This is a genomic window from Myxococcus sp. MH1 (assembly GCF_059738865.1).
Window position 1 is genome coordinate 5,580,565 of sequence record NZ_AP026947.1, and the last position, 25,763, is coordinate 5,606,327.

The window sequence follows — 25,763 nt, forward strand, 5'->3', positions numbered from 1 at the left end:
GGACTGCGCGAGCAGGCCCGTGAGCACGCCCGCGCCCACCTCGCCGGCCAGACGGAAGGTCTCCGGGTTGCCCACGGCCGTGAGCCACACGGGCAGCTCGCGCTGCACGGGCTTCGGACGCAGGGCCACCTCCACCGTCACGCCGCCGCCGCCCACGCGCTTCTGCTTCTCGCCCCGCCAGAGCGAGCGCAGCGTCTCCAGGTGCTTCATCAGGACGTTGCGGCGGTCCTCGAAGTTCGCCGGGGCGAAGGAGAAGTCCGCCACGTGCCAGCCCGTGGCCACCGACAGGCCCACGCGGCCGCCGGAGAGGTTGTCCACCACGGACCACTGCTCGGCGACCTGCATCGGGTCGTGCAGCGGGAGCACGACGCTGCCGGAGCGCAGCTTCAGGTTCTTGGTGACGGTGGCGATGGCCGCGGCCACCACGGCCGGCTGCGGGTACAGACCGCCGAACGAGTGGAAGTGCCGCTCCGGCGTCCACACCGCGGAGAAGTCATGCGCGTCCGCGAACTTCGAGCCCTCGATGAGCAGCTCGTACTTTGGCCCCGTGAGCGAGTCCTCATCGTTGGCGAAGTAGATGAGGCTCATGTCCATCGCCTGGGTGCGCGGACCACCGCCCTGGAGCCGCACCAGCCGGGCCGTGACGGCCTCGGAGGGGAAGGCCACGCGCAGGCCGCGCGAGAGCGCCCACAGCATCTCCAGCTCTGGCCGCTCGGTCGACGTGTCGAGCGCCGCCAGCCAGGTGCCGCCCTCCGACGGACGCAACCGCGCATCCATCGCGATGAACAGGTCCGCCAGCGCGTGGTGGTCCAGCGTCCACGCGGGCTGGTTCGTCCCCGAGGGCAGCAGCCACGCGGGTGCGTTCGCGCGAGTCACGCTCGGGTTCACCGATGCGGTGGTCTCCAGTTCCTCCACGTACAGCACGCGCGAGGCGTCCAGTTTGGAGGACGTGACGACACCACGCCACGTGATGAGCAGGGGCGTCGCGGCATCCTGGGACGCATAGGTCGACAGTCGCCCCAGGTCCGTCGCGCCCAGGGCTACGACCGCGCCACCCGTGTCGAGCACACCCCAGAGGACCGCCAGCTTGTCAGGGGAGGGGGGGAGGCAGACCGCGACTGTCGCACCGCTCTTCAAGCCGCTGGCGCGCAGTCTCGCGGAGACGCTCGCCGCGCGACGGGACAGCTCCGCCCAGGTCCAGGACTTCTCACCGACGAGCGCGGCCACTGCGTTGGAATCCCGCTTCGCGCGCTCGGCGAGCTGTGCCGGGATGGAGGTGATGACCTGCGCGGGGCGTGGTGCGGGCCACGCGGAGCGCTCGGCCTCGGTGACGAGCGGCAGTCGGGAGACCCGCTCGTCGGGCCGGGCCATCGCGGACGCGAGCAGCACGTGCAGATGGTCGACCAGGCCCTGCGCGGTGCTCGCGTCGAACAGCTCCGTCGCGTACTCGAGCGCGCCGTGGACCCGGCCGGACTCGTCACCCAGCACGAGCGTCAGGTCCGACAGGGTGGTGCCCCACTGCACCGGACCGTCCGGGACCTCGACGATGGAACCGCGCACGCCCGTCATCTCCAGGGCCGCGGCGCCGCCGCTGATGCCGCTGTGGAAGACGAAGACGGTGTCGGCCATGCGGCCCCGGCCGATGTCCTTGCCCGGGATGAGCGCTTCGACCAGGTACTCGTAGGGAACGTCCGGACGGGACTGGACCTCGTTGAGCTCCTGCTTCACGCGGTTGAGCAGGTCCCGGAACGTCGGGTCATCCGCGAAGCTCGTGCGGAACGCCGCCGAGTGCGCCACGTAGCCGATGAGCGGCAGCAGCTCCGGCCGGGTGCGGTTGCCGATGGGCGTGCCGACGATGATGTCCGTCTGCCCGCTGTAGCGGTGCAGCAGCGTCTGCCACGCGGCGAGCACCAGCATGTACGACGTGTAGCCTTCGCGCTTGCCGAACGCGCCCAGCTCGCGGGCCAGGGCGCGTGGGAACTCCACGGGCAGGCGCACGGAGGTGAGCGGGCAGCTCGCCGGACGCTTGCGGTCCGTGGGGACGTCGAGCTGCTTGGGCATGCCAGCGAGTCGCTGACGCCACCAGGACTCCTGCTCGGGGAAGCGGCCTTCGAGGATGCCGGTGCGCTGCCAGGCGCCGAAGTCCGCGTACTGGATGGGGAGGGGAGGGAGGGGCGACGGGCGGCCCTGCTTGAAGGCGCCGTAGAGCTGCATCAGCTCGTTGATGAAGAGCGCGGTGGACAGCGTGTCGCAGACGACGTGGTGGATGCTGCCCAGGAGCAGGTGGTGCTTCGGCTCCAGGCGCAGCAGGACGGTCCGGATGACGGGGCCCGTCACCAGGTCGAACGGCAGCATCGCCTCCTCGCGGGCTAGCCGCATCGCCTCATCCTCGCGACGGGCGGGCGTGTCCCCGGCGACGTCGACGATGGGCAGGGGGATGCGCACGTTCTCGTGGAAGCGCTGCACGGGACGGCCATCCACCACGTCGTACGTGGTGCGCAGGGCCTCGTGCCGACGGACGATCTCCTGGACGGCGCGCTCCAGCGTGGCCGGGTCCAGGTCTCCCTCGAGCCGCAGCACGAAGGGGATGTTGTACGCGGACAGGCCGGGCAGGTGCTGCTCCAGACGCCACACGCGCTCCTGCACGTAGGAGAGCGGCAGCTCGCCCGTGCGAGGCAGCGGAACCAGCGGGAGTTCGCGTGTCGGCGCCGCGGCGGGGGCCTGTCGCAACAGCGGCTCGATGCGCTGGGCGATGCCCGCCACCGTGGGGGCCTCGAACAACGCGGCCAGGGGGAGCTGGACGCCGAAGGCTTCACGGACCTGGTTGAGCAGCTGCGCCGCCATCAGCGAGTTGCCGCCGATCTCCAGGAAGTCGTCCTCACGGCCGACGAACTCCAGGCCCAGGCGCTCGCGCCACAGACCCGCGAGCCGCTCCTCGATGGGCCCCCGAGGCGCGTCTTCACGCACCGGGGCGACGGGCTCGGGCTCCTGAATCGAAGGGGGAGGCTCAGCGGGGGCCACCGGAACCGCGCGCAGCGACGTCATCGCTGGCGCAACCACCGGAGGCAACTGCGGCGCGATGCCCGTCGACGCAGGCGATCCGAAACCCGTCGCCGCAGCAGGCGGCGTGACGCCGGTCGCGACAGGCGGCGCGAAGCCCGTAGACGCTGGCGACCCGAGATCCGTCGGCGCAGCCAACCCGAAACCCGTCGACGCGGCCAACCCGAGGCCCGTCGACGCAGAAGACGGCGTGACGCCCGTCGCAGAAGGCGACCCGAGACTGGTCGAGGCAGGCGCCCCGAAGCCGGTCGACGAAGCCGGCGGCCCGAAACCCGTCGACGCAGCAGGCGACGCGAAGCCTGGCGACGCGGCAGCCGATGGTACGAGGCTCGGCGACGTAGGACGTTGCGCCTCCATCCCGGACGACATTGTCGTCACGGCCTGCGTCTCCGCGACGGGGAGCGGCGCCCCCGAGGCGGCACGGAGCTGCACGGGCTGCTGGGCCACCATCGCGGGCACGGCCTGCGCGCCCGGCTTCGCATCCACCCAGACTCGCTTCTCCTGGAACGGGTACGTGGGCAGGTGCAGCCGGCGTCTCTGCTCGTGGGCGAAGAAGGCGGACCAGTCCACCTCCACGCCCTGCGTCCACAGCTCACCCACGGACGCCAGCAGGCTCGCGTCCTCCGTCGTGGAGGCGCTCCGACGCAGCGTCGCCAGCGCCTTCACGCGGTCCTTGTCCTGGCCCAGCGACGCGCGCACCAGCGGCGTCAGGTCCTGACCGGGGCCCACCTCCAGCAGCACGCTGCACCCATCCTCGAGCAGCGCCCCCACCGCATCCGAGAAGTACACGGGCTGACGCATCTGGTCCGCCCAGTACTGCGGCTCGGCCAGTGCACCGCGCTTCGCCCACGTGCCCGTCACGCTGGACGCGTAGCGCAGCGTCGGCTCCGAGCGCGTCAGCGACGCCACCACGCGCGACAGCTCCGGCATCAGCGGCTCCACGTCCGCCGAGTGGAACGCATGCGGCGCGGGCATCCGCACCACGCCCACGTCCCGCGCCTTCAACGTCTCCTGGAGCGCCTCCACCTCCGCCACCGGACCCGCGACGACGCAGCGGTCCGCCGCATTGACGGCGGCCAGTGACAGCCTCCCGGACAAGAGCGGCTGAACCTGCGACTCCGGCATCGCCACCGCGAGCATCGCCCCCGGAGGCATGCGGTGCATCAGCTCACCCCGCGCCACCGCGAGCTTCAGCGCGTCCTCCAGCGACAGCGCCCCCGCCACGCAGGCCGCGGCGTACTCACCGAAGCTGTGCCCCAGGACCGCATACGGCTTCAGGCCCCAGTCCATCCACATCCGCGCGAGGGACACTTCGACGGAGAACAGCGCCGGCAACGCCACCCGTGTGTCCGCGAGCAGCGACGCGTGCCGCGCCTCCTGCCCAGGACCCGACGTCAGGAGCGTGCGCACGCGCTCCCGCAGCTCCCCGTCCAGCAGCGCCAGGCACGACTCCAGATGCCGGCGGAACGTCGGCTCCGTGTCGAGCAGCTCGCGCCCCATGCCGAGCTGCTGCGTCCCCTGACCCGGGAAGATGAAGGCCACGCGGCGACGGCGCGCGGCCTCCAGGTCCTTGAGCTTCGTGGGCGTGAAGGGCTTGAGGAGCTGACGGGTCAGCTCGGCCGCGTCGCGGGCCACGACGACGCGCCGGTGCTCGAAGCCCTTGCGGCCCACGGCGAGCGTGAAGGCCGCATCGGCCACGGCCAGCGCGTCACCCTGGGCCTCCGCATGGGAGGCCAGGTTCTTCGAGGCCGCGTCCAGCGCCTCGGGCGTGCGCGCCGACAGGACGAACAGGTGGTGCTTGCGTGAGCTGGAGCCACTCGGAGACATCGGAGCTTCCTCGAGCACGGCGTGGGCGTTGGTGCCACCAATGCCGAAGGAGCTGACCGCGGCACGCCGCGGCGACTCGCTCCTCGGCCACGGCCGAAGGGTGGTGTTGACGAAGAACGGGGTGGCGTCGAAATCAATCTGGGGGTTGGGGCGCTCGAAGTGCAGGCTCGGCGGGACCTCTCCGTGCCGCAGCGACAGCGCCACCTTGATGAGGCCCGCGAGGCCCGCCACCGTGTCCAGGTGGCCGACGTTGGACTTGAGCGAAGCCAGGGCGATGGTGCCCTTGTGCTCGGGCCCCAGGCCGTAGGCGCGCTGGAGCGCCGTCACCTCGATGGGGTCGCCCAGCGGAGTCGCCGTGCCGTGCGCCTCCACGTAGCCGATCTCCTCCGGCTTCACGCCCGAGCGCGCGAGCGCCTGCCGGATGACGGCCGTCTGGCCCTGCACGCTGGGCGCGGTGAAGCCCGACTTGTCGCGCCCGTCGTTGTTGGTCGCCGTCGCGCGAATCACCGCGTGGATGGAGTCCCCATCCCGCTCCGCGTCCTCCAGTCGCTTGAGGACGATGCAGGCCACGCCGTTGCCGGAGACGGTGCCCTGAGCCGCCGCGTCGAACGAGCGGCAGTGCCCGTCCGGCGAGAGGATCATCCCTTCCTGGTACACGTAGCCGGTGCGCTGCGGCACCGACAGGCGCGTCGCGCCGGCCATCGCCACGTCGGACATGCCCGCCAGCAGGTTCTGGCAGGCCAGGTGCACGGCGACGAGGCCCGTGGAGCACGCGGTGTGGATGAGGACGCTCTCACCCGTGAGCCCCAGCTTGAAGGACGTCTTCGTCGCCAGGCTCTCGTGCGTCGCGGTGCCGTAGAGCTCGAACAGCGCGGCGCCGTCCAACGGCACCGTGGCCCGCACCGCCTCCGTGTAGCCGGAGTCGATGGCCCCCGCGTACAGCGAGATGGCGCCCGGGAAGCGCTCGGGGTCGATGCCCGCGTCCTCCAGCGCCGTCCACGCGGACTCCAGGAACACGCGCTGCTGCGGATCCAACCACTGCGCCTCGCGCAGGGACATGTCGAAGAACGCGTGGTCGAACCGGTCCGCGCCCTCGAGCACACCACCGGCCGGGACGAACGCCGGGTGCTGGCTCAGCTCGATGCCCTCGGGCAGGCCAGGCATGCGCTCCAGCTCCTCGGGCTTGAACCGGGAGATGGACTCGACGCCCTCGCGCAGGTTGCGCCAGAACGCGTCCACCGAGCCCGCGCCGGGGAACCGACCCGCCATGCCGATGATGGCCACGGCCCCCGTCGTCGACGGACGTGACACCGGCCGATCCGGCGCCGGCACCGACTGGGGCGCGGTCGCCGCGGCCACCTCCGCGCGCTGCTTCTCCAGGGCTCGCGCCAGCCCCTGGACCGTGGGGTGCTCGAACAGCCACACGACGGGAACCGACTGACCCAGCTCTTCGCGCAAGCGCGCCGCGATGCGCACCACGGAGAGCGACGTGCCACCCAGCTCCTCGAACAGGTGGTCATGCACGCCGACGCGCTCGGTGCCCAGCTCCCGCGCCCAGACGGCGGAGATGCGCTCCTCCAGCGGATTGGCCGGCTCGACGAAGCGCCCCTGACGCCCCGTGGAGGCGGCGTCCGGCTTGGGCAGCGCCTTGCGGTCCACCTTGCCCGTGGTGCTCAGCGGCAGCGAGGGCAGGGTGACGATGATGGACGGCACCATGTACTCGGGCAGCCGCTGCCGCAGGCCCGCGCGCAGGTCCGTCGTGTCCAGCGACTGACCCTCTCGCGGCGACACGTAGGCCACGAGCCGACGATCTCCCGGAACGTCCTCGCGGACGACGGCCACGGACTCGTGCACCGCGGGCTGGGCGGCCAGCGCGGCCTCCACCTCGGACAGCTCGATGCGGAACCCGCGAATCTTCACCTGATGGTCGGTGCGGCCGATGAACTCCAGCACGCCCTCGGGGCGCCAGCGCGCCACGTCGCCCGTGCGGTAGAGCCGCTCACCGGGCTGGGTGCTGAACGGATGCGGGACGAAGCGCTCGGCCGTGAGGTCCGGGCGCGACACGTAGCCGCGCGCGAGCCCCACGCCTCCCAGGTACAGCTCGCCCGGGACTCCCACGGGCGCCAGTTGCATGCGGGCATCCAGGACGTAGGCCGTGGTGTTGTCGATGGGCGTGCCGATGGGGAACGAGCTCCCCGACGGCATGGGCCCCGTCAGCGCGTAGTTGGTCGCGATGACCGAGCACTCCGTCGGCCCGTACGCGTTGATGATGGGCACCCGCAGCGAGGCCAGCGCCCGGTGCGCATGAGGCACGGAGAGCACCTCGCCGCCGACGTGGAGCTGTCCCATCCGGGCCAGGATGTCCGGGCGGTGCTCCACGAGCTGCGCGAAGAGGCCGGAGGGCAGGTGCGAGAAGGAGACCTCGTGCCGCGCCATGACCTCCCCCAGGCGGTCCAGGTCACTCGGCACCGCGTCGGCCGGGAAGAGGACCACGCGGCCACCATGGAGCAGTGACGGGCAGACCTCGAGCACGGAGCCGTCGAACGAGATGGGCGCCAGCAGGATGCTGGTCTCCTTCGCGCCGAAGCGGGCATAGGGCTCCGAGTAGCACAGGCGCATCAGGCCCCGGTTCTCGATGGCCACGCCCTTGGGGCGCCCCGTGCTGCCGGAGGTGAAGATGACGTAGGCCAGGTTGCGAGGGCCCGCGTGGGACACCGGCGCCGTGGTCGGCCACGACGCGAGCTCCAGTCCCTCGACGAGCAGGCGCTCGGGCCCCGCGTCCGGCAGGGTCAGCTTGTCGCCCAGCACCCGCGAGGTGAGCAGCAGCGAGGGCCGCGCGTCCTCCACCATGAAGGCGAGCCGCTGCACCGGGTACGCCGCGTCGAGCGGGACGTAGGCACCTCCGGCCTTCATGACGGCGAGGATGGAGACCACGACATCGAAGCCGCGCTCCAGGCACACGGCCACGAGCACATCGGGCCCCACGCCCTTCGAGCGGAGCAGGTGCGCGAGCTGGTTGGCCCGGGCCTCCAGCGCGCCGTAGGTCATCCGCTGGTCGCCCGACTCCAGGGCGATGGCCTGGGGACGCTGGCTCGCCTGTCGGGAGAAGCCCTCCACGAAGGTGGTGTCCGCGGGGTAGGGCCGCGTGGTGTCGTTCCACTCGGTGACCAGCTGGTGGCGCTCGTCGGCGGACAGCAGGTCCAGGGTCCAGAGCGGCCGGTCCGGAGCGGCGACCAGCGCTTCGAGCAGGTTGCGCAGGTGGCGGGCGAGGCGCGCCACGGTGGGCGCGGTGAACAGCTCGGTGCTGTACTCGATGACGCCGCGCAGGCCATCGGCCTCCTCGACCAGGACGAGGCCAAGGTCGAAGCGCGCCGTGTCGTTGTCCACGTCGAGCTGACGCAGGGTGAGGCCCGGCACGCGCATCGTCGGCGTGGGCGTGTTCTGGAGCGCGAACACCACCTGGACCACGGGGCCGCGGCCCAGGTCACGCTGGGGTTGGAGCTCTTCGACGAGGCGCTCGAAGGGCAGGTCCTGGTGCTCGTAGGCCGCGAGCGTCGTCTCGCGCACCTGGGCGAGCAGCGCGCGGAAGGACTCCTCGGGACGCACGCGGGCGCGCAGCACCAGCGTGTTGACGAAGAAGCCAACGAGTCCCTCCAGCTCGCCATGACGACGCCCCGCGATGGGCGAGCCGACGAGCAGGTCCTCCTGGCGGCTGTAGCGGGAGAGCAGCGTCTGCCAGGCCGCGAGCAGCGTCATGAACGGGGTGGCCCCGGCCTGTCGACCGAGCGCGACCACGCGGTCCACCAGCTCACGCGGGAGCTGGATGGGATGCGACGCGCCTTGAGGTGTGCGCATCGCGGGACGGGGCAGGTCCGTGGGCAGGTCGAGGACGAGGGGCGCCCCGGCGAGCCGCTGCTTCCACCAGTCGACCTCCTTGGCCAGCGTGTCGCCCTGGAGCCACTGGCGCTGCCACGCCGCGAAGTCGACGTACTGCACGGGCAGCGGGGAGAGGGCAGGGGCCTTCCGCGCGGCGAAGGCCTCGTAGGCCAGCGCCACCTCGCGCACCATCACCGCCAGGGACCAACCATCCGAGACGATGTGGTGCATGACCAGCACCAGGACGTGCAGCTCATCGTCCAGCTTGAGCAGCGCGGTGCGCAGGAGCGGGCCCGTGGACAGGTCGAAGGGCTGACTGGCCTCCTCGGCGGCGTACTTGCGCGCGGCGGCCTCGCGCTCCGGCGGCGCGACGTCCGACAGGTCCGTGAGCGGCAGCGACCAGGGCCTGTGCGGATGGAGCGTCTGGACGGGCTGACCGTCCTTCAGTCCGAAGGTCGCGCGGAGAGGCTCGTGGCGGGACACGAGCAGGTCGAGCGCCTGTCGCAGCGCCTCCGGGTTCAACGCGCCCTCCAGCCGGATGGCGCCGGAGATGTTGTACTGCGTGCCTCCGGGCTGGACCTGGTCGAGCAACCACAGGCGCTGCTGCGCGAACGACAGCGGCAGCTCGCCATCGCGCGGGATGGGCCGCAGCGGGGGCACCTGTGACGGTGCGTCGCGGAACAGCATCCCTTCCTCGACCAACTCCGTGACTCGGGCCACGGTGGGCGCGTCGAACAGGGCATGCACGGGCAGCTCGACGCCGAACGTGGTGCGCAGGCGCGAGACGAGCTGGGTGGCGAGCAGCGAGTGTCCGCCCAGCGCGAAGAAGTCATCGTGCAGGCCCACACGCTCGACGCGGAGCAGCTCACGGAAGGCGGTGGCGACGCGCTGCTGGAAGGGGGTGAGACGTTCGGGTGCGGAGGGCACGGCGGGGCCTCCCGGGGTCGAGGGTGCCACGGGGGCCGGGAGCGCCTTCCGGTCCAGCTTCCCACTCGGGGACAGCGGGAAGGCCGGGAGGACGACGAAGGCCGAGGGCACCATGAAGGTGGGCAAGCGCGTCGACAGGAAGTCCTTCAATCCACTCGTGTCGGCGGACGGAGTGGACTGGGTGACGTAGGCGATGAGGCGCTGGTCGCCCGGGGAGTCCTCGCGCACGAGGACCACGGCCTCTCGCACCGAGGCGTGTGACAGCAGCGCCGCCTCGATGTCTCCCAGTTCAATCCGGAAGCCTCTGAGCTTCACCTGGAAGTCCGAGCGGCCCAGGTACTCCAACGTCCCATCCGCCAGCCACCTCGCCACGTCTCCGGTGCGGTACAGCCGCGCCTCGGGCACCTGCGAGTACACGTCCGGCACGAAGCGCTCCGCCGTCAACTGCGGCCGCCTCCAGTACCCCAGGCCTACCTGCACACCGCCGATGAAGAGCTCTCCGGGAACTCCCACCGGCGTCGGCTGGCCCTGCGCGTCCAGCACGTACAGCCGCGTGTTCGCCACAGGCCGCCCAATCGGAATGCTCGTGCGCTGCGTGCCTCGCGCGCAGTGGAAGTACGAGACGTCCACCGCCGCCTCCGTCGGGCCGTAGAGGTTGTGCACCTCCGCTCCAGACGGCAGCCGCGCGTGCGCCTTCGCCACCAGGTCCGCCGTCAGCGCCTCGCCGCTGCACACCACCCGCCGCAGGTGGCTCAGCCCCTCCAGGCCCGGCTCCTCCAGGAAGGCTCTCAGCATCGACGGCACGAAGTGCACCGTCGTCACTCGCTCGTCCCGCAGCAGCTTCGCCAGGTACGCCGGCTCCTGGTGCCCGCCCGGCTTCGCCACCACCAGCCTCGCCCCCGTCAGCAGCGGCCAGAAGAACTCCCACACCGACACGTCGAAGCTGAACGGTGTCTTCTGCACCACCGTGTCCGCCGCCGTCAGCCCGTACTCCTGCTGCATCCACAAGAGTCGGTTGACGATGCCCGCGTGCGCGTTCATCGCCCCCTTCGGACGGCCCGTCGAGCCGGACGTGAAGATGACGTACGCCAGCGAGCCCGCTTCCGCCTCCCAACCGGGGTACCCCACCGGTTCTCGGGTTTCCTCGGCCCACCCGCCGTCCAGGCTCACCACTCGCGCGCCCGTCGTCGGCAGCACCGACTTCAGCTTCTCCTGCGTGACGAGGACAGGCGCGTCCGCGTCCTCCAGCATCCCCGCCAACCGCTCCCTCGGGTACGCCGGGTCCAACGGCACGTAGGCCGCTCCCGACTTGAGCACCCCCAGCAGCGCCACCACCAACTCCAGCGAGCGCTCCAGGCACACCCCCACCAGCACCCCCGGCTTCACTCCCAACGTCCGCAGGTGGTGCGCCAGCTGATTGGCCCGTGCATCCAGCTGCGCGTAGGTGAGGGTGCTTCCCTCGAAGCGGACCGCCTCCGCCTCCGGTGTGCGTCGCACCTGCGCCTCGATGAGCGCGTGCAGCGTCGCCTCCTTCGGGTACGCCTCCGTGCGTCCCTGGAACCCCACCAGCACCTGCTGCCGCTCCTCCTCGCCCATCAGCGGGAGGTCGGCGATGGGGCTCCGGGCATCACGAACCACTGCCTCCAGCAGGACGCGGAAGTGCTGTCCCAGTCGCTCGGCGGACGCGGCCGAGAACAGGTCGAGGCTGTACTCCAGCGCGCCATCGAGCCCGCCATCCGGCTGCTCCATCATCGACATCGTGAGGTCGAGTCGCGCCGTGTTCGTCGTGGTCTTGAGCACGTCCACGCGGACACCCGGAAGCGCGGGAGGCTGCATGGGCGCGTTCTGGAGCGCGAACATGACCTGGATGAGCGGGGACCTGCGGCCCTCGCGCTCGCCACCGAGCGCCTCCACGAGCTGGTCGAACGGCACGTCCTGATGGACGTACGCCGCCAGGGACTCCTCTCGGACGCGAGACACGAGCTCGCTGAACGTCGGGTTGCCATCCACGCGGGCGCGCAGCACCAGCGTGTTGACGAAGAAGCCGATGAGCGGCTCCAGCTCGGACCGGGTGCGCTGCGCCACGGGGCTGCCGACGCAGAAGTCCTGCTGCCCCGAGTAGCGGGACAACAGCACCTCGAACGCCGCGAGCAGGACCATGAACAGCGTGGCCCCTTCCTTCCGCGCCAGCGTCTCCAGCTCCGCCACCAGCTCCGGCGGCAGCGTGAAGAAGTGGCTGCCTCCCCGAATCGTACGGGTCGCCGGACGGACGGTGTCCGCGGGGAGCTCCAGCGCGGGTGCGCCGGTGAAGCGGGCACGCAGGCCCTCGAGCTGCGTCTGGATGCCCTCCGACTTCACCCACTCGCGCTGCCATGCCGCGAAGTCCGCGTACTGCACGGGCAGCTCGGGCAGGGGCACGGACCGGCCCTCCGCGAGCGCCTCGTAGATGGACGCCACCTCGTGGACCAGCACGCCCATGGACCAACCGTCCGAGACGATGTGGTGCATGCACAGCAGCAGGACATGCTCGGAGGCGGACGTACGCACCAGCACCGTGCGCAGCAACGGCCCGGTCTGGAGATCGAACCGGTGATGCGCCTCCTCGGACATCCGGGCACGCAGCGCCGATTCACGCGCGGAGTCCGGCAGCGTGCTCAGGTCCACCACTGGCAACAGCCACTGCTTCGGCGCGGGCTGGATGCGCTGGAACGGCACACCCTCCCTTGCACCGAAGGTCGTCCGCAGCACCTCGTGACGGCGCACGAGCGTCGCGAACGTCTGCGTCAGCACCTCGACGTCGAGCGCGCCCGTCATCCGCAGTGCCACGGGGACGTTGTAGACGGCCTGTCCCGGCTGGAGCTGCTCCAGGAGCCACAGGCGCTGCTGCGCGAACGACAGGGGCAACGCCTCGTCGCGAGCCACCGATACCAGCGGCGGCATCTGCGTCCGGGACGCCTTCAGCATCAGCTCCTCGAGGTGTCGCGCGAGGCCGGCCAGCGTCGGGGCCTCGAACAACACGCGCAGCGGCAGGTCCACGCCCAGCAGCGCGCGCACCCGGGTCACCAGCTGCGTGGCCAGGAGCGAGTGGCCTCCCAGCTCGAAGAAGTCGTCGTCCGGGCCCACCTGGTCCACCTTCAACACCTCGCGGAACAGCGCCGCGAGCTGCTGCTGGAGGAGGGGCAGGGAGTCCTCGGAGACGGTCGTCGTCGAGCCGAGTTCCGGCGCGGGCAGCGCCTTGCGGTCCACCTTGCCGTTGGGCGACAGGGGCAGTGCCTGGAGCGCGACGAACGCGGTGGGCACCAGGTACTCCGGCAGCTGACGCCGCAGGTGCTCGCGCAGCGCGCCCGTCTCCAGCGACTCCGGGACCACATAGGCCACCAGGCGCTTGTCACCGGGCGAGTCCTCGCGCACCACCACCGTGGCCTCGACCACGCCCGCGTGGGCGCGGAGCACGGCCTCGATTTCGCCCAGCTCGATGCGGAAGCCACGCACCTTCACCTGGAAGTCCGTGCGGCCCAGGAAGCGCAGCGTGCCGTCCTCCGCCCAGCGCACGCGGTCTCCGGAGCGGTACAGCCGCGCTCCCGGCGTCGACGAGAAGGGGTGGGGGACGAAGCGCTCGGCGGTGAGGGCGGGCTGGCCCAGGTATCCGCGCGCGAGGCCATCGCCACCGATGAACAGCTCGCCCGGGACCCCCACGGGCACGGGCTGCATCGACTCGTCCAGGACGAAGACCTGGGTGTTCCCGATGGGGCGACCGATGGGCACGGACAGGCCCACGTCGTCACCCGGGGACATCCGGTGGCAGGCCGTGAACGTCGTGCCCTCCGTGGGGCCGTAGCCGTTCACCAGCCCCTGGCCACTCGCCAGTCGCTCGCGCACTCGCGTCGCGGGCAGCACGTCGCCACCCGCGAGCAACTGACGCACGCCAGCGAGCGCCTCCGGCTGATGCTGCTGCATCTGGTCGAACAGCGCCGCCGTCAGCCAGAGCAGTGAGACCTGGTGACGGACCAGGGCCTCGCCCAGCTCCTTCAGGTCCGGCGTCGCCTGCGGGTAGATGACCAGCCGGCCGCCGAACAGCAGCGCGCCCCACAGCTCCAGCGTGGACGCATCGAAGGCCAGCGGCGCGAGCTGGAGGACCACCTCCTTGGGCCCCAGGTCCACGAAGCGCGCACCGGTGAGCAGGCGGATGACGCCTCGGTGCGGGATGGCCACGCCCTTGGGCGTCCCCGTGGAGCCCGACGTGTACGAGACGTACGCCAGGTGGTCCGGACCGAGGTCCGCGCTCACCGCGTGCGTGGGCCGGCGCGCGATGGCGTTCCATTCGGAGTCCAGGCTCACCAGGAACTGCGAGCCCGCGGGCAGCTCGTCCTCCAGCGAGGACTGCGTGAGCACCGCCACCACGCCCGAGTCCTCGAAGAGGAACGCCAGGCGCTGCGCCGGATACGACGGGTCCAGCGGCACGTAGCAGCCGCCGACCTTGAGGATGCCCAGCACCCCCACGACCATCTCCAGCCCCCGATGCAGGCACACGCCCACGCGGGACTCGACGCCCAGGCCCAGGGCGCGCAGGTGGTGCGCGAGCTGGTTGGACCGCTCATCGAGCTGCGCGTACGTGAGCGTCTGACCTTCGACCTCCACCGCCACGGCCGACGGAGTCCGCGCCACCTGCGCGGCGAACAGCGCGGGAATCGTCGCCACGGCCGGCAGGTCCACGTGGGTGTCGTTCCACGTGCGAAGGAGCGTCTCGCGCTCCTCGTCGCGCATCAGCGGGAGCTGGCTGAGCCGCTGCTCCACGCCGCCCCGGGCCAGGGCCCCGAGCACCACGCCCAGGTGCTCGGCCATCCGGCGGATGGTCGCCTCGGTGAAGAGGTCGGTGCTGTACTCGAGCTGTCCCTCCAGCGCGCCGTCGCGCTCCATCAGCGAGAGCGTGAGGTCGTAGCGCGCCGTCCGGGTCGCGCTCGGCAGCAGGTCGACCTGCACACCCGACAGCGACGGAGCGCGCATGGGCGTGTTCTGGAGCACGAACAGCGTCTGGAACAGCGGCGTGCGGGACAGGTCTCGCTCACCGCCGAGGGCCTCGACGACCCGCTCGAAGGGCACGTCCTGGTGCGCGAAGGCGGCCAGGGCCACATCCTTGACCTGCTGGACCATGGTCGCGACGGTGGGGTCCTCGTGCCACTGGAAGCGCAGCGGGACGGTGTTGACGAAGAAGCCGATCAACCCCTCCAGCTCGGGCCGCTCGCGGTGGCCCACCGTCGTCCCGGTGGTGAAGTCCCGCTGTCCCGAGTACCGCGCCAGCAGCGCCTGCCAGCCCGTCATCAACACCATGAAGAGCGTCGCGCCCCGCGCGCGCCCCAGGGACTCCAGCCCCGTCACGAGGTCCGCGGGCAGACGGAAGGCGTGCATCGCGCCCTGGTAGCTGCGCGACGCGGGCCGCGAGTGGTCCGTGGGCAGCTCCAGCACGGGAGCCCCTTCGAGTCGCGAGCGCCACCACTCGACCTGCGCGCCCACCGTCGCACCATCCAGCACCCGACGCTGCCACGCCGCGAAGTCCGCGTACTGCACGGGCAGCTCCGGCAGCACGGGCACCTTGTCCTCCAGGAGCGCGGTGTACAGCTCGGCGATCTCCCGGATCAGCACGTCCACGGACCAGCCGTCCGAGACGATGTGATGCATGCACAGCAGCAGGATGTGTTCCCGCGCGCCCAGCTTCAGCAGGGCGGTGCGCAGCAGCGGACCGTGCTCCAGGTCGAAGGGTCGGTGGGCCTCTTCGACGATGCGACGCTCGGAGGCGGCCTCACGCGCGGGGGACTCCAGCGCGCTCAGGTCCTCGACCTCCAACGCCCAGTGCTCGGGCGCGGCGTGGATGCGCTGCACGGGGCTTCCGTCGCGAGACGTGAAGGTGGTGCGCAGCGACTCGTGTCGTCGAGCCACCTCGCGGAAGGCCCGGCGGAGCACGTCCACCTGGAGCGGTCCGCGCAGCCTCAGCGCCGCGGGCATGTTGAACGCCACGAGGCCCGGCTGGAGCTGGTCCATGAACCACAGCCGCTGCTGGGCGAACGACAGCTCCAGCGCGGCCGAGTCACGGGATACGGGCACCAGGGGCGGCAGCTCGGTCACGGGCGACGCGGCGGACAGGTGCTCGGCGAGCCGCGCCACGGTGGGCGCCTCGAAGAACGCGCGCAGGGACAGCGACGTCCCCAGCCGGGCGCGCAGGCGCGTCACCACCTGGGTGGCAAGCAGCGAGTGGCCACCGAGCAGGAAGAAGTCGTCCTGTCGGCCCACGCGCTCCACGCGCAGCACCTCGCGGAAGAGGTCCGCGAGCTGTCGTTCCAAGTCAGTCCGGGGCTCCTCGAAGTCCGCCGCGCCCGACGTGAAGTGCGGCGCGGGCAGGGCCTTGCGGTCGACCTTGCCGTGGGACGTCTGGGGCAGGGTGGCGAGCGTGACGAACGCGCTGGGCACCATGTACTCGGGCACGTGGCTCCGCAGGTGGACACGCAGTGCCTCCACGTCCACGGTGGCGGGCGCGACATAGGCCACCAGGCGCTTGTCGCCGGGCGCGTCCTCTCGCACCACCACCGCGACCTCGGCGACTCCGGCGTGGGCACGCAGGAGGGACTCGACCTCGCCCAGCTCGATGCGGAAGCCGCGCACCTTCACCTGGAAGTCGATGCGCCCCAGGAACTCGAGCGTCCCGTCCTGACGCCAGCGCACCCGGTCGCCCGAGCGGTAGAGGCGCTCGCCGGGGGTGGTGGCGAAGGGATGCGGCACGAAGCGCTCCGCGGTGAGCGCGGGCTGATGCTGGTAACCCCGAGCGAGCCCCGGGCCGCCGATGAACAGCTCACCCGGGACCCCCACGGGCACCGGACGCAGGTGTGCATCCAGCACGTAGACCTGCGTGTTCGCCAGCGGGCGTCCGATGGGGATGGAGTCACCCGGCACGTCACCGGGGTTCAGCGTGTGCTGCGTGGCCGCGACGGTGGCCTCGGTGGGACCGTAGCCGTTGGTGATGGAGCGCCCCTGCGCCAGTCGCTCCTGGACGCGAGGCGCGGGCAGCACATCGCCACCGACCACGAGTCGCCGCACCTGGGCCAGGGCCTCCGGCTGGTGCTGCTGCATGACGTCGAACAGCGCCGTGGCCAGGACGGCCGCGTTCACCTTGCGCTCGATGATGAGGCTCGCCAGCTCCGCCACCTCGGGCGTATGTGCCGGGTAGACGACGAGCCGCGCGCCGAAGGTCAGCGTGGTCCACACCTCCAAGACGTGCGGATCGAACGTGGGCGCGCAGACCTGGAGGACGATGTCCTCCGGCCCCGTCGCCATGCGCAGCCCCTGGGCCAGCCGGAGCACCGCGCGATGCGAGACGGCCACGCCCTTGGGCAGGCCGGTGGAGCCGGAGGTGTACGTGACGTACGCGAGCTGGTCCGCGCTCTCCGGGAGCGATACCGGGTCCGTCGACTGGCGCGCGATGACGCTCCAGTCCGAGTCCAGCCGGACACGCGAGCGGGCCGGGAGCACCTCGGAGAAGGCGTCCACGGTGAGGACCGAGGAGAGCCCCGCGTCCGCGAGGACATGGGCCCGTCGCTGCTCGGGCCACGTCGGGTCCATGGGCACGTAGCTGCCCCCGGCCTTCAGGACGCCGAGCATGCCCACGATGAGCTCCAGCCCTCGCGTCAGGCACAGGCCCACGCGAGGCTCCGTGCCCAACCCCAGGGACAAGAGGTGCCGGGCCAGCTGGTTCGAGCGAGCGTCGAGCTGTCCGTAGGTGAGCACCTGCGCCCCGGCCTCCACGGCCACGGCGTCAGGGTTGGCCCGGGCCCGCGCGGCGACGAGCGCGTGCAGCGTGGTCTCGGGCGCGGCCTCGGCCACGCGGGTGTCGTTCCAGTCGACGAGCACCTGGCGACGCTCGGCCTCGGACATCAGCGGCAGCGCCGAGAGCCGGCTGCGCGAGTCCTCGACGATTCCCTGGAGCAAGCGCTGGAAGTGCTCCACCAGTCGCGCGGCCGTGGCCGGGGTGAAGAGGTCCAGGCTGTATTCGAGCTGTCCTTCCAGCGTTCCCTGGCGCTCCATCAGCGAGACGGTGACGTCGAACCTGGACGTGTCCGTCGCCGTGGGCAGCAGCTCCACGCCCAGGCCCGGGAGGGACGGAGGCTGGAGCGGCGCGTTCTGGAGCACGAACACCGTCTGGAACACGGGCGTGCGGGACAAGTCCCTCGCGCCGCCCAGCGCCTCGACGAGGCTGTCGAAGGGCACGTCCTGGTGCGCGAAGGCCGCGAGTGACTCCTCGCGGACCCGGCCCAGCAGCTCCAGGAAGGTCGGGTCACCCTCCAGTCGCGCGCGCAGGGCCAGCGTGTTCACGAAGAAGCCGATGAGGCCCTCGAGCTCCGGACGCGAGCGGTGCGCCACCGGCGTGCCCACGCTGAAGTCCGTCTGGCCCGAGTAGCGCGACAGCAGCGTCTGCCAGCCCGCGAGCAGCACCATGAACAGCGTGGAGCCCTCGGCCTGGGCCAGCTTCTCCAGGCGGGAGACCAGGGCCTGCGGCAACGAGAAGAACCGCGTCGCGCCGCGCGAGGTCCGCACCGCGGGACGCGAGTGGTCCGTGGGCAGCTCCAACACGGGAGTGCCCTGGACATGGGTGCGCCACCCTTCGAGCTGGGTCCTCGCGGCGTCGCCCTCCAGGACGCGCCGCTGCCAGGCCGCGTAGTCGGCGTACTGGACCGGGAGCGTCGGGAGCGACGACTCACGCCCCTGCGAGAAGGCCGCGTAGAGCAGCGCCACCTCGCGCACCAGCACGCCCATGGACCAGCCGTCCGAGACGATGTGGTGCATGCACAGCGACAGCAGATGCGCCTCGGCGCCGAGCCGCAGCAGGGCCGTGCGCAGCAGCGGGCCGTGCTCCAGGTCGAACGGGTGATGCGCCTCCTCGGAGAGCCGCTGCTTCACCGCGGCCTCTCGCGCGGAGGGCTCGAGCGCGCTCAAGTCCTCGACGGCCAGCGCCCAGGCGTCCGGCGCGGGGTGGACCCGCTGCACCGGCTGGGCGTCCTGGGTGGCGAAGGTGGTGCGCAGCGGCTCGTGCCGACGGACCACCTCCGCGAAGGTGCGGCGGAGGACCTCGACATCGAGACGTCCCGACAGCCGCAGGGCCACGGGGATGTTGTACGCGGCCTGTCCCGGCTGGAGCTGCTCCAGGAACCACAGGCGCTGCTGCGCGAACGACACCGCCAGGGCCTCGTCCCTGCGCGGGATGCGCTCCAGCGGCTCCGGCCGTGCCTCCGCGGGCGCACCCTGCAGGGGCGCGAGACGCTCGGCGAGGCGCTCGACGGTGGGGGCCTCGAAGAGGGCTCGGAGGGACAGGGAGACGCCGAGCTGCGCGCGCAGTCGGGTCACCACCTGGGTGGCGAGCAGCGAGTGCCCGCCGAGCGCGAAGAAGTCATCGCGCGCGCCCACGCGGGAGTGGCCGAGCACCTCCGAGAAGATGCGGGCGACGGTCTCCTCCATCGGAGTCCGCGGCGCCAGGTACTCGTCCTCGATGACCGAGCGGTCCGCTTCCGGCGCGGGCAGCGCGCCACGGTTGACCTTCCCGCTGGGCGTCAGCGGCAGGGACGGCAGCACGACGAACGCCGACGGCACCATGTGCGGCGGCAGGCGCTCCGTGAGGGCCTGACGGATGCGCGCGAGCTCACGCGCGCTCCGGGCCCCGCGCATCGGGTCGTTCGCCAGCGCGGAGACGGGACGCGGGTCCTCCTCGGACGAGAGGTCGAAGAGCGCGGGCTCGCCCGTGCGGGTGAAGACCACGTCCAGCGCACCGTTCGAGTGCGCGCCCGCCCAGCTCACCTTGACGTCGTAGCCGAGCACTCCGCCCAGCGCGTAGAGGTCCTCCGGCTCCACGCCGCGCGAGCCGGGCCAGTCGCGGAGCACCTCGCGCAGCGCGGCCACATGGGGCGGGCGACCCGAGCCGGACAGCAGGTCGACCAGCCGGGTGTCATCGAGGATGCGCGCGTTCGGCAGGCCGCGCACCGCGAGCATCGTCGGCTGGGCCTCCAGCTTCTGGCGCAGCGACTCCAGCGACAGCTGGCTCCCGTCCGTCCAATCGGGGCGCGGGAGCGAGGTGGCCTCGCCGACGTGGAGGATGACCTCGTAGCGGAAGCGGCTCAGCTCGTTGTCGTAGCGGCCATGCTTGGGCAGGACCTCCACGCGGGAGATGCCGGGCAGGCGCGTGGTCAACGACGTGAAGAACGCGGGCGAGAGGACCAGCTCCTCCTCGGCCATCACGTCGCGCTGCACGCGGTACTGGAGCTGCGCGGTGGACAGGTTTGGAGGCGCGCGGTGCAGCCGCACCGAGGCGCGGAAGGCCTCCAGCACCTCCAGGTTGCGCACGTCGCCCAGGAAGATGCGGCCCCCGGGCTTGAGCACCGCCACCGCGCCCTTGAGCACATGGAGCAGGTAGTCCCCGCTCGGGAAGTACTGGATGACGGAGTTCAGGATGACGGTGTCGAACGAGCGAGGCTCGATGCCCGACAGGTCGTCCGCCGTGCGGTGCAGCAGGTGGACCGAGCGCAGCGACTCCCCGAGCCGCTCCTTCTGACGCTCGATGCGGTCCAGCGCGGGGCGCGCGAAGTCCACGCCCCAGTACGCCTCGCAGCGGGGGGCTAGCCGGTACAGGAGCAGCCCCGTTCCGCAGCCCAGCTCGAGCACGCGTCGGGGACGCAGGGACAGGATCTGTCGGACGGTGGTGTCCACCCACTCGCGCATCTGCGGCGCCGGGAGCGGGCCTCCGGTGTAGCTGTCGTTCCAGCCGGAGATGTCGAAGGTGGCATCCTCGCTGCGCTCACCTTGCGTGTACGTCTCGTCGTAGACGGCCTTCCACTGCGCCGTCTGCTCCACGCTCGCCGAGGTGTCCAGGTCGCCCAGGACGACGTACGCGGCCAGCCGCTTGTCCCCGGGCGAGTCCTCGCGGGCCATCACCACCGCCTCGCGGACCGAGGGGTGGGTGCTCAGCGCGGACTCGATCTCCCCCAGCTCGATGCGGAAGCCGCGGATCTTCACCTGGTTGTCGATGCGGCCCAGGTACTCGAGGTCCCCGTTGGCCAGGCGCCGCGCCAGGTCGCCCGCGCGGTACAGCTTGCGCCCACGCACGGCGCCGAAGCGGTCCTCCACGAAGCGGGCGGCGGTGAGCTCGGGGCGCCGCAGGTAGCCGCGCGCCACGCCCGCGCCCCCCACGTGAATCTCGCCTGGGACACCCACGGGCACCGGCTGTCCGGAGGAATCCAGCAGGTAGATTTGGAGGTCCGGAATCGGGCAGCCGATGACGCTGGACCACGGTCGGTCCACGTCCGCCATCCGGACGGGACGGTAGGTGACGTGCACCGTGGTCTCGGTGATGCCGTACATGTTGACGAGCGTCGGCTGCTCATCGCCGTGCCGCTCGAACCAGGGACGCAGCGCGGCCATGTCCAGCGCTTCACCGCCGAAGATGACGTAGCGCAGGGACAGCGTCGCGACCGGTCCTCGCGCCGCGGCCTGCTGCTCGGCGTGGATGAGCTGACGGAACGCGGTGGGCGTCTGGTTGAGGACGGTGACCTGCTCGTCGGCGAGCAGTCGGTGGAACGCCTCGGGCGAGCGGCTCACCCAGTACGGCACCACCACCAGTCGGCCGCCGTACAGGAGCGCGCCCCAGAGCTCCCACACGGAGAAGTCGAACGCGTACGAGTGGAACAGCGTCCACACGTCCTCGGGCCCGAAGTGGAACCACGCATCCGTGGCGGTGAAGAGGCGCACGACGTTGTCGTGGCGCACCATCACGCCCTTGGGACGACCCGTGGAGCCGGAGGTGTAGATGACGTAGGCTAGGTCGCTCGGCGCATTGCAGCGCGGCGGACGCGGGGCGGAGCCCGAGACGTCCGCGTCCGTGTCCATGCGAATCACGGCCGCGCTGCCCTGCGCGGGGATGCGGTCCTCCAGCGACGACTGCGTGATGAGGACCGGGGCCTGCGCGTCCTCCAGCATGAACGCGAGGTTCTCGCGGGGGTAGGACGGGTCCAGCGGGAGGTAGGCACCGCCGGCCTTGAGGATGCCGAGCAGGGCCACCACCAGCTCCAGCCCGCGCTCCAGGCACACGCCCACCAGGACATCCGGGCCCACGCCGTGGCGCAGCAGCACCTGGGCCAGACGGTTCGCGCGTCCGTCCAGCTCACGGTACGTGAGGCGCGTGGACTCGAAGGTGACGGCGATGGCGTCGGGTGAGCGGTCCACCTGCGCCTCGAAGCGCTCCACCAGCGTGCCGTCACTCGGCGCGTCGGCGCGGGGGTTCCACGCGTGGAGGACGTGCTGACGCTCGGCCTCCGTCATCAGGGGCAGCTCGGCGATGCGCTGCTCGGGGGCCTCGGTCATCGCGCCGACCACGACCTCGAGGTGGCCCAGCAGACGGTCGATGGTCTCCGCGTCGAAGAGGTCCGCCGCGTACTTGCAGCCGATGAGCAGGCCCTCGGGACGGTGGACGGCCTCGAAGGTGAGGTCCAGCTCGGTGGTGCGGTTGTCCAGCAGCGACACGTCCAGCGTGAGCCCCTGGCCCACGGACAGGTCACGGGGGATGTCGTAGTCGTCGAGGACGAAGGCCACGTTGTACAGCTCGCGCCGCTGTGAGCCGGGCTGCACGGCCGCGAGCACGTGGTCGAACGGGCAATGCGAGTGCGCGAGCGCGCCCAGGGTGCTCTGCTTCACGGCGGAGAGCAGCCCCTTCACGGTGGCCTCGGCCGGCAGGCGGACGCGCAGGGGGATGAAGTTGGTGCAGTCGCCCATCAGCGCGCGGATGCCCGGGACCTCGCGGCCGGAGACCGCGGAGCCGAGCACGAAGTCGGACTGTCCGCTCCAGCGGTGGAGCACGGTGGACAGCGCGGTGACCACGCTCATGAACGGGGTGACGCCTTCACGGCGGCCCAGCGCGTGGAGCTTCGTCATCAGCGCGGCGGGCAGCAGCCGTGAGCGGCGGGCACCGTGGAACGACAGGCGCTGGGGGCGAGGACGGTCCGTGGGAAGCGCGAGCAGGGACGGCGCCTCCGCGAGCGCCTGCTTCCACCACGTCAGCTCCTTGCGCAGGGCCTTGGGGGTGAGGTGCTCGTGCTGCCACACCGCGAAGTCCGCGTACTGGAGCGTGGGCGTGGGCAGCGGGGACGGGTGCCCCTGGGTGAACGCGACGAGCAGGGTCGCGAGCTCCCGAGCCATCAAGCCGATGGACCAGCCATCCGCGACCAGGTGGTGCACGGAGACCACGAGGGCGTGGTCCTCGGCGGCGAAGCGGACCAGGGTGAAGCGGAGCAACGGACCCGTCGCGGGGTCCATGGGGCGCTGACCATCACGTACGGCCACCGCGTCGATCACGGAGGCCCGGTCCGCGACATCGTCCGCATCCGCGATGACCCTTTCGAGGGTGACGGAAGCAGGGGCGTGGACGTGCTGGGTGAGCGCGCCGTCCTTCGCCATGAGCGTGGTCCTCAGGACATCATGGCGGCGGACCAGCTCGTTCAGCGCGCGCTCCAGGGCCTGCGTGTCGAGCGGACCGCGCAGCGAGAAGGCGAGGGGGATGTGGTAGGCGGTCGACGCCGGATCGAGCTGCTGGATGAACCACAGGCGCTGCTGCGCGAAGGACGCGGGGTGGTCTCCCGTGCCGGGTCCGCCCCGGGCCACGGGCCCCGGACTCGAATCCGTGCCGCCCTGGCCGGCCTTGAGGACCTCCGAGATGAGGCCCTGGAGGCTCACGTCCTGGAGCAGCGTGGCCGCGGAGACCCGTACGCCCAGGCGCTTCTCGATGCGGGACTGCAGGTCCGCCGCACCGAGCGAATCCATGCCCAATCGCGTCAGCGGCGCATCCGCGTCGAGTGCCGACGATGCCCCACCCAGCACGGCGGAGATCTCCTCGCGCAGCGCACGCTCCAGCTCCGCTGCTGACACCGAGGACGACGCGGCGACCGCACCTGCCCGCGCCAGCGAAGAGCCCGCGTCCGTGCGGCTGACAGAACCCGATTCATTGAGGGAGGGTCCGCCGTGCGAAGGCACGGTCGAGGCGCTCGCATCCGCTCTCCCCGTGGCGCCCGACGCTGCGATGGTGGACGAAGCGGCGCCTCCGGCCGAGGGCACACCGGACGCGGACGACGCGGCGTCTCCAGTAGAGGGCACACCGGACGCGGAAGGCACGTCGTCGCGCGTCGGCGCAGAGGGCGCATCGCGTGCCGGAGTCGACGGAGCCCCCAGGTCCGAGCGCCACAGCACGGTCAGCTCGCCCGAGGCGAGCCCCGCGCGGCACGCGTAACGCTGGATCTTCCCGCTCGACGTCTTCGGAACGGCGCCCGGCGGCAGCAGCGCCACGGTCCTCGGCTGGACCTCCAGCTCCCGCGCAATCGCCTGGCGAACGGCATCCGCCACGGCCGTCAGCGCCTCGGCGTCCTTCGACTCGGCCAGCTCGCGCGCCACCTCGGCCACCACCGCGAGCGCCTCGCCCTCCGACGTCTCCACCCCGAACGCCGCCACGCCACCAGGCCGCACGCGTCGATGCGCACGCTCGATGACCGCCTCCACATCCTGCGGGTACAGGTTGCGTCCCCGCAGGATGATGAGGTCCTTGCTGCGCCCCGTGACGACGAGCTGCTCGTCCTCGAGCAGCAACCCCAGGTCCCCCGTCCGCAGGAACGCGGGCCCATCCTCGGCACCCACGGGCCGCGCCTGGAACGTCTCCCGGGACTGCTCCGGCTTGCGCCAGTACCCCTGTGCGACACTCCCACCGGACACCCAGATCTCACCCACCTCGCCCCGAGCCCGCGGCACCCGCGTCTCCGGGTCCACGATGAGCAGGCGCTGCTCGGCCAGCGTCGCGCCGCAGCTCACGTGCGCACGCACCCCCGCCGCATCCGGGGCCACCCGCACCGCGCTCCCACGCGACAGCGCCGCATCCTCCAGATGATGCACGCGCGGCACGCGGCCCTTCTCCTCACCGGTGACGATGAGCGTGCCTTCCGCCAGGCCGTAGCAGGGATAGAACGCCTCGCGACGGAAGCCCGCGGGCGCGAACACCTCCGCGAAGCGCTCCAGCGTGGCGGCGCGAATCGGCTCCGCGCCACAGAAGGCCACCTCCCACGCGCTCAGGTCGAGCGCCTTCACCTCATCCGGCGTCGCCCGCCGCGCGCACAACTCGAACGCGAAGTTCGGTCCGCCGCTCACCGTCCCGCGGAACCGGGACACCGCCTCCAGCCACCGCATGGGGCGCTGGAGGAACGACATCGGTGACATCAGCGTCACGGTGAAGCCGCCGTACAGCGGCTGGAGGATGCCGCCGATCAACCCCATGTCGTGGTACGGCGGCAGCCAGATGACGCCCACGCTGTCGCGGCGCACCTGGAACGCCCCGGAGATGAGCCCCAGGTTGTGCAGCAGGTTCGCGTGGGACAACATCACGCCCTTGGGCGTCCCCGTGGAGCCGGACGTGTACTGGAGGAACGCCAGCGCGTCGGGGCCCACGTCGGGCTCCTTCCACGTGTCCTCCGGGCCCTCGGGCAGGTCGTCGGTGGACAACCACTGGAGCGCCCGGAAGTCCGGCGCCTGCTCGAACACGAAGTCCGCGAGCCCCAGGATGCCCGAGGTCGTGAGCACCACCGTGGCCTGCGCGTCGTCGATGATGGCGCGCAGGCGGGGGAGGGTGCGCTCCAGGCGCGTCGGGTCCGGGGGATAGGCGGGCACCGCCACCGCCCCCGCGTACAGACACCCGAAGAAACCCGCGAGGTAGTCGAGCCCTGGCGGATAGAGCAGCAGCACGCGCTGCCCCACCGCGCCACGGGACTGCAACACCGCGGCAATCCGCCGCGCCTGGCGATCCAGCTCGTACGCCGTCAGCGCGGCTTCGTCGCCGTCCGACTCTCCCAGGAACGTGTAGAGCGGCTGGCGCGACGACTCTCCAACTGCGCGCACACGGAGAGCGTCATTCAGGATTCGATAAGGAGCGTGCATGGGGTGTGGGGCTCGTCGGGGCTGTTTTCGGCCGGCGGCTTAATAACAGGCGAGCCCGACAATCGCGGCCCACAACGACT

General features: G+C 71.6%; 1 protein-coding gene (running past one end of the window). It reads right to left on the reverse strand.

The features are described 5' to 3' along the window. Positions 1-25,683, reverse strand: partial view of a non-ribosomal peptide synthase/polyketide synthase gene (locus tag AC6JA9_RS21950; protein WP_497957775.1) — the 5' portion only. The gene continues 17,814 nt to the left of window position 1, outside the view; 25,683 of the gene's 43,497 nt are visible here — the first part of the coding sequence; the start codon lies at positions 25,681-25,683; the stop codon falls past the left edge of the window. Between the last annotated feature and the right edge of the window lie 80 nt (positions 25,684-25,763).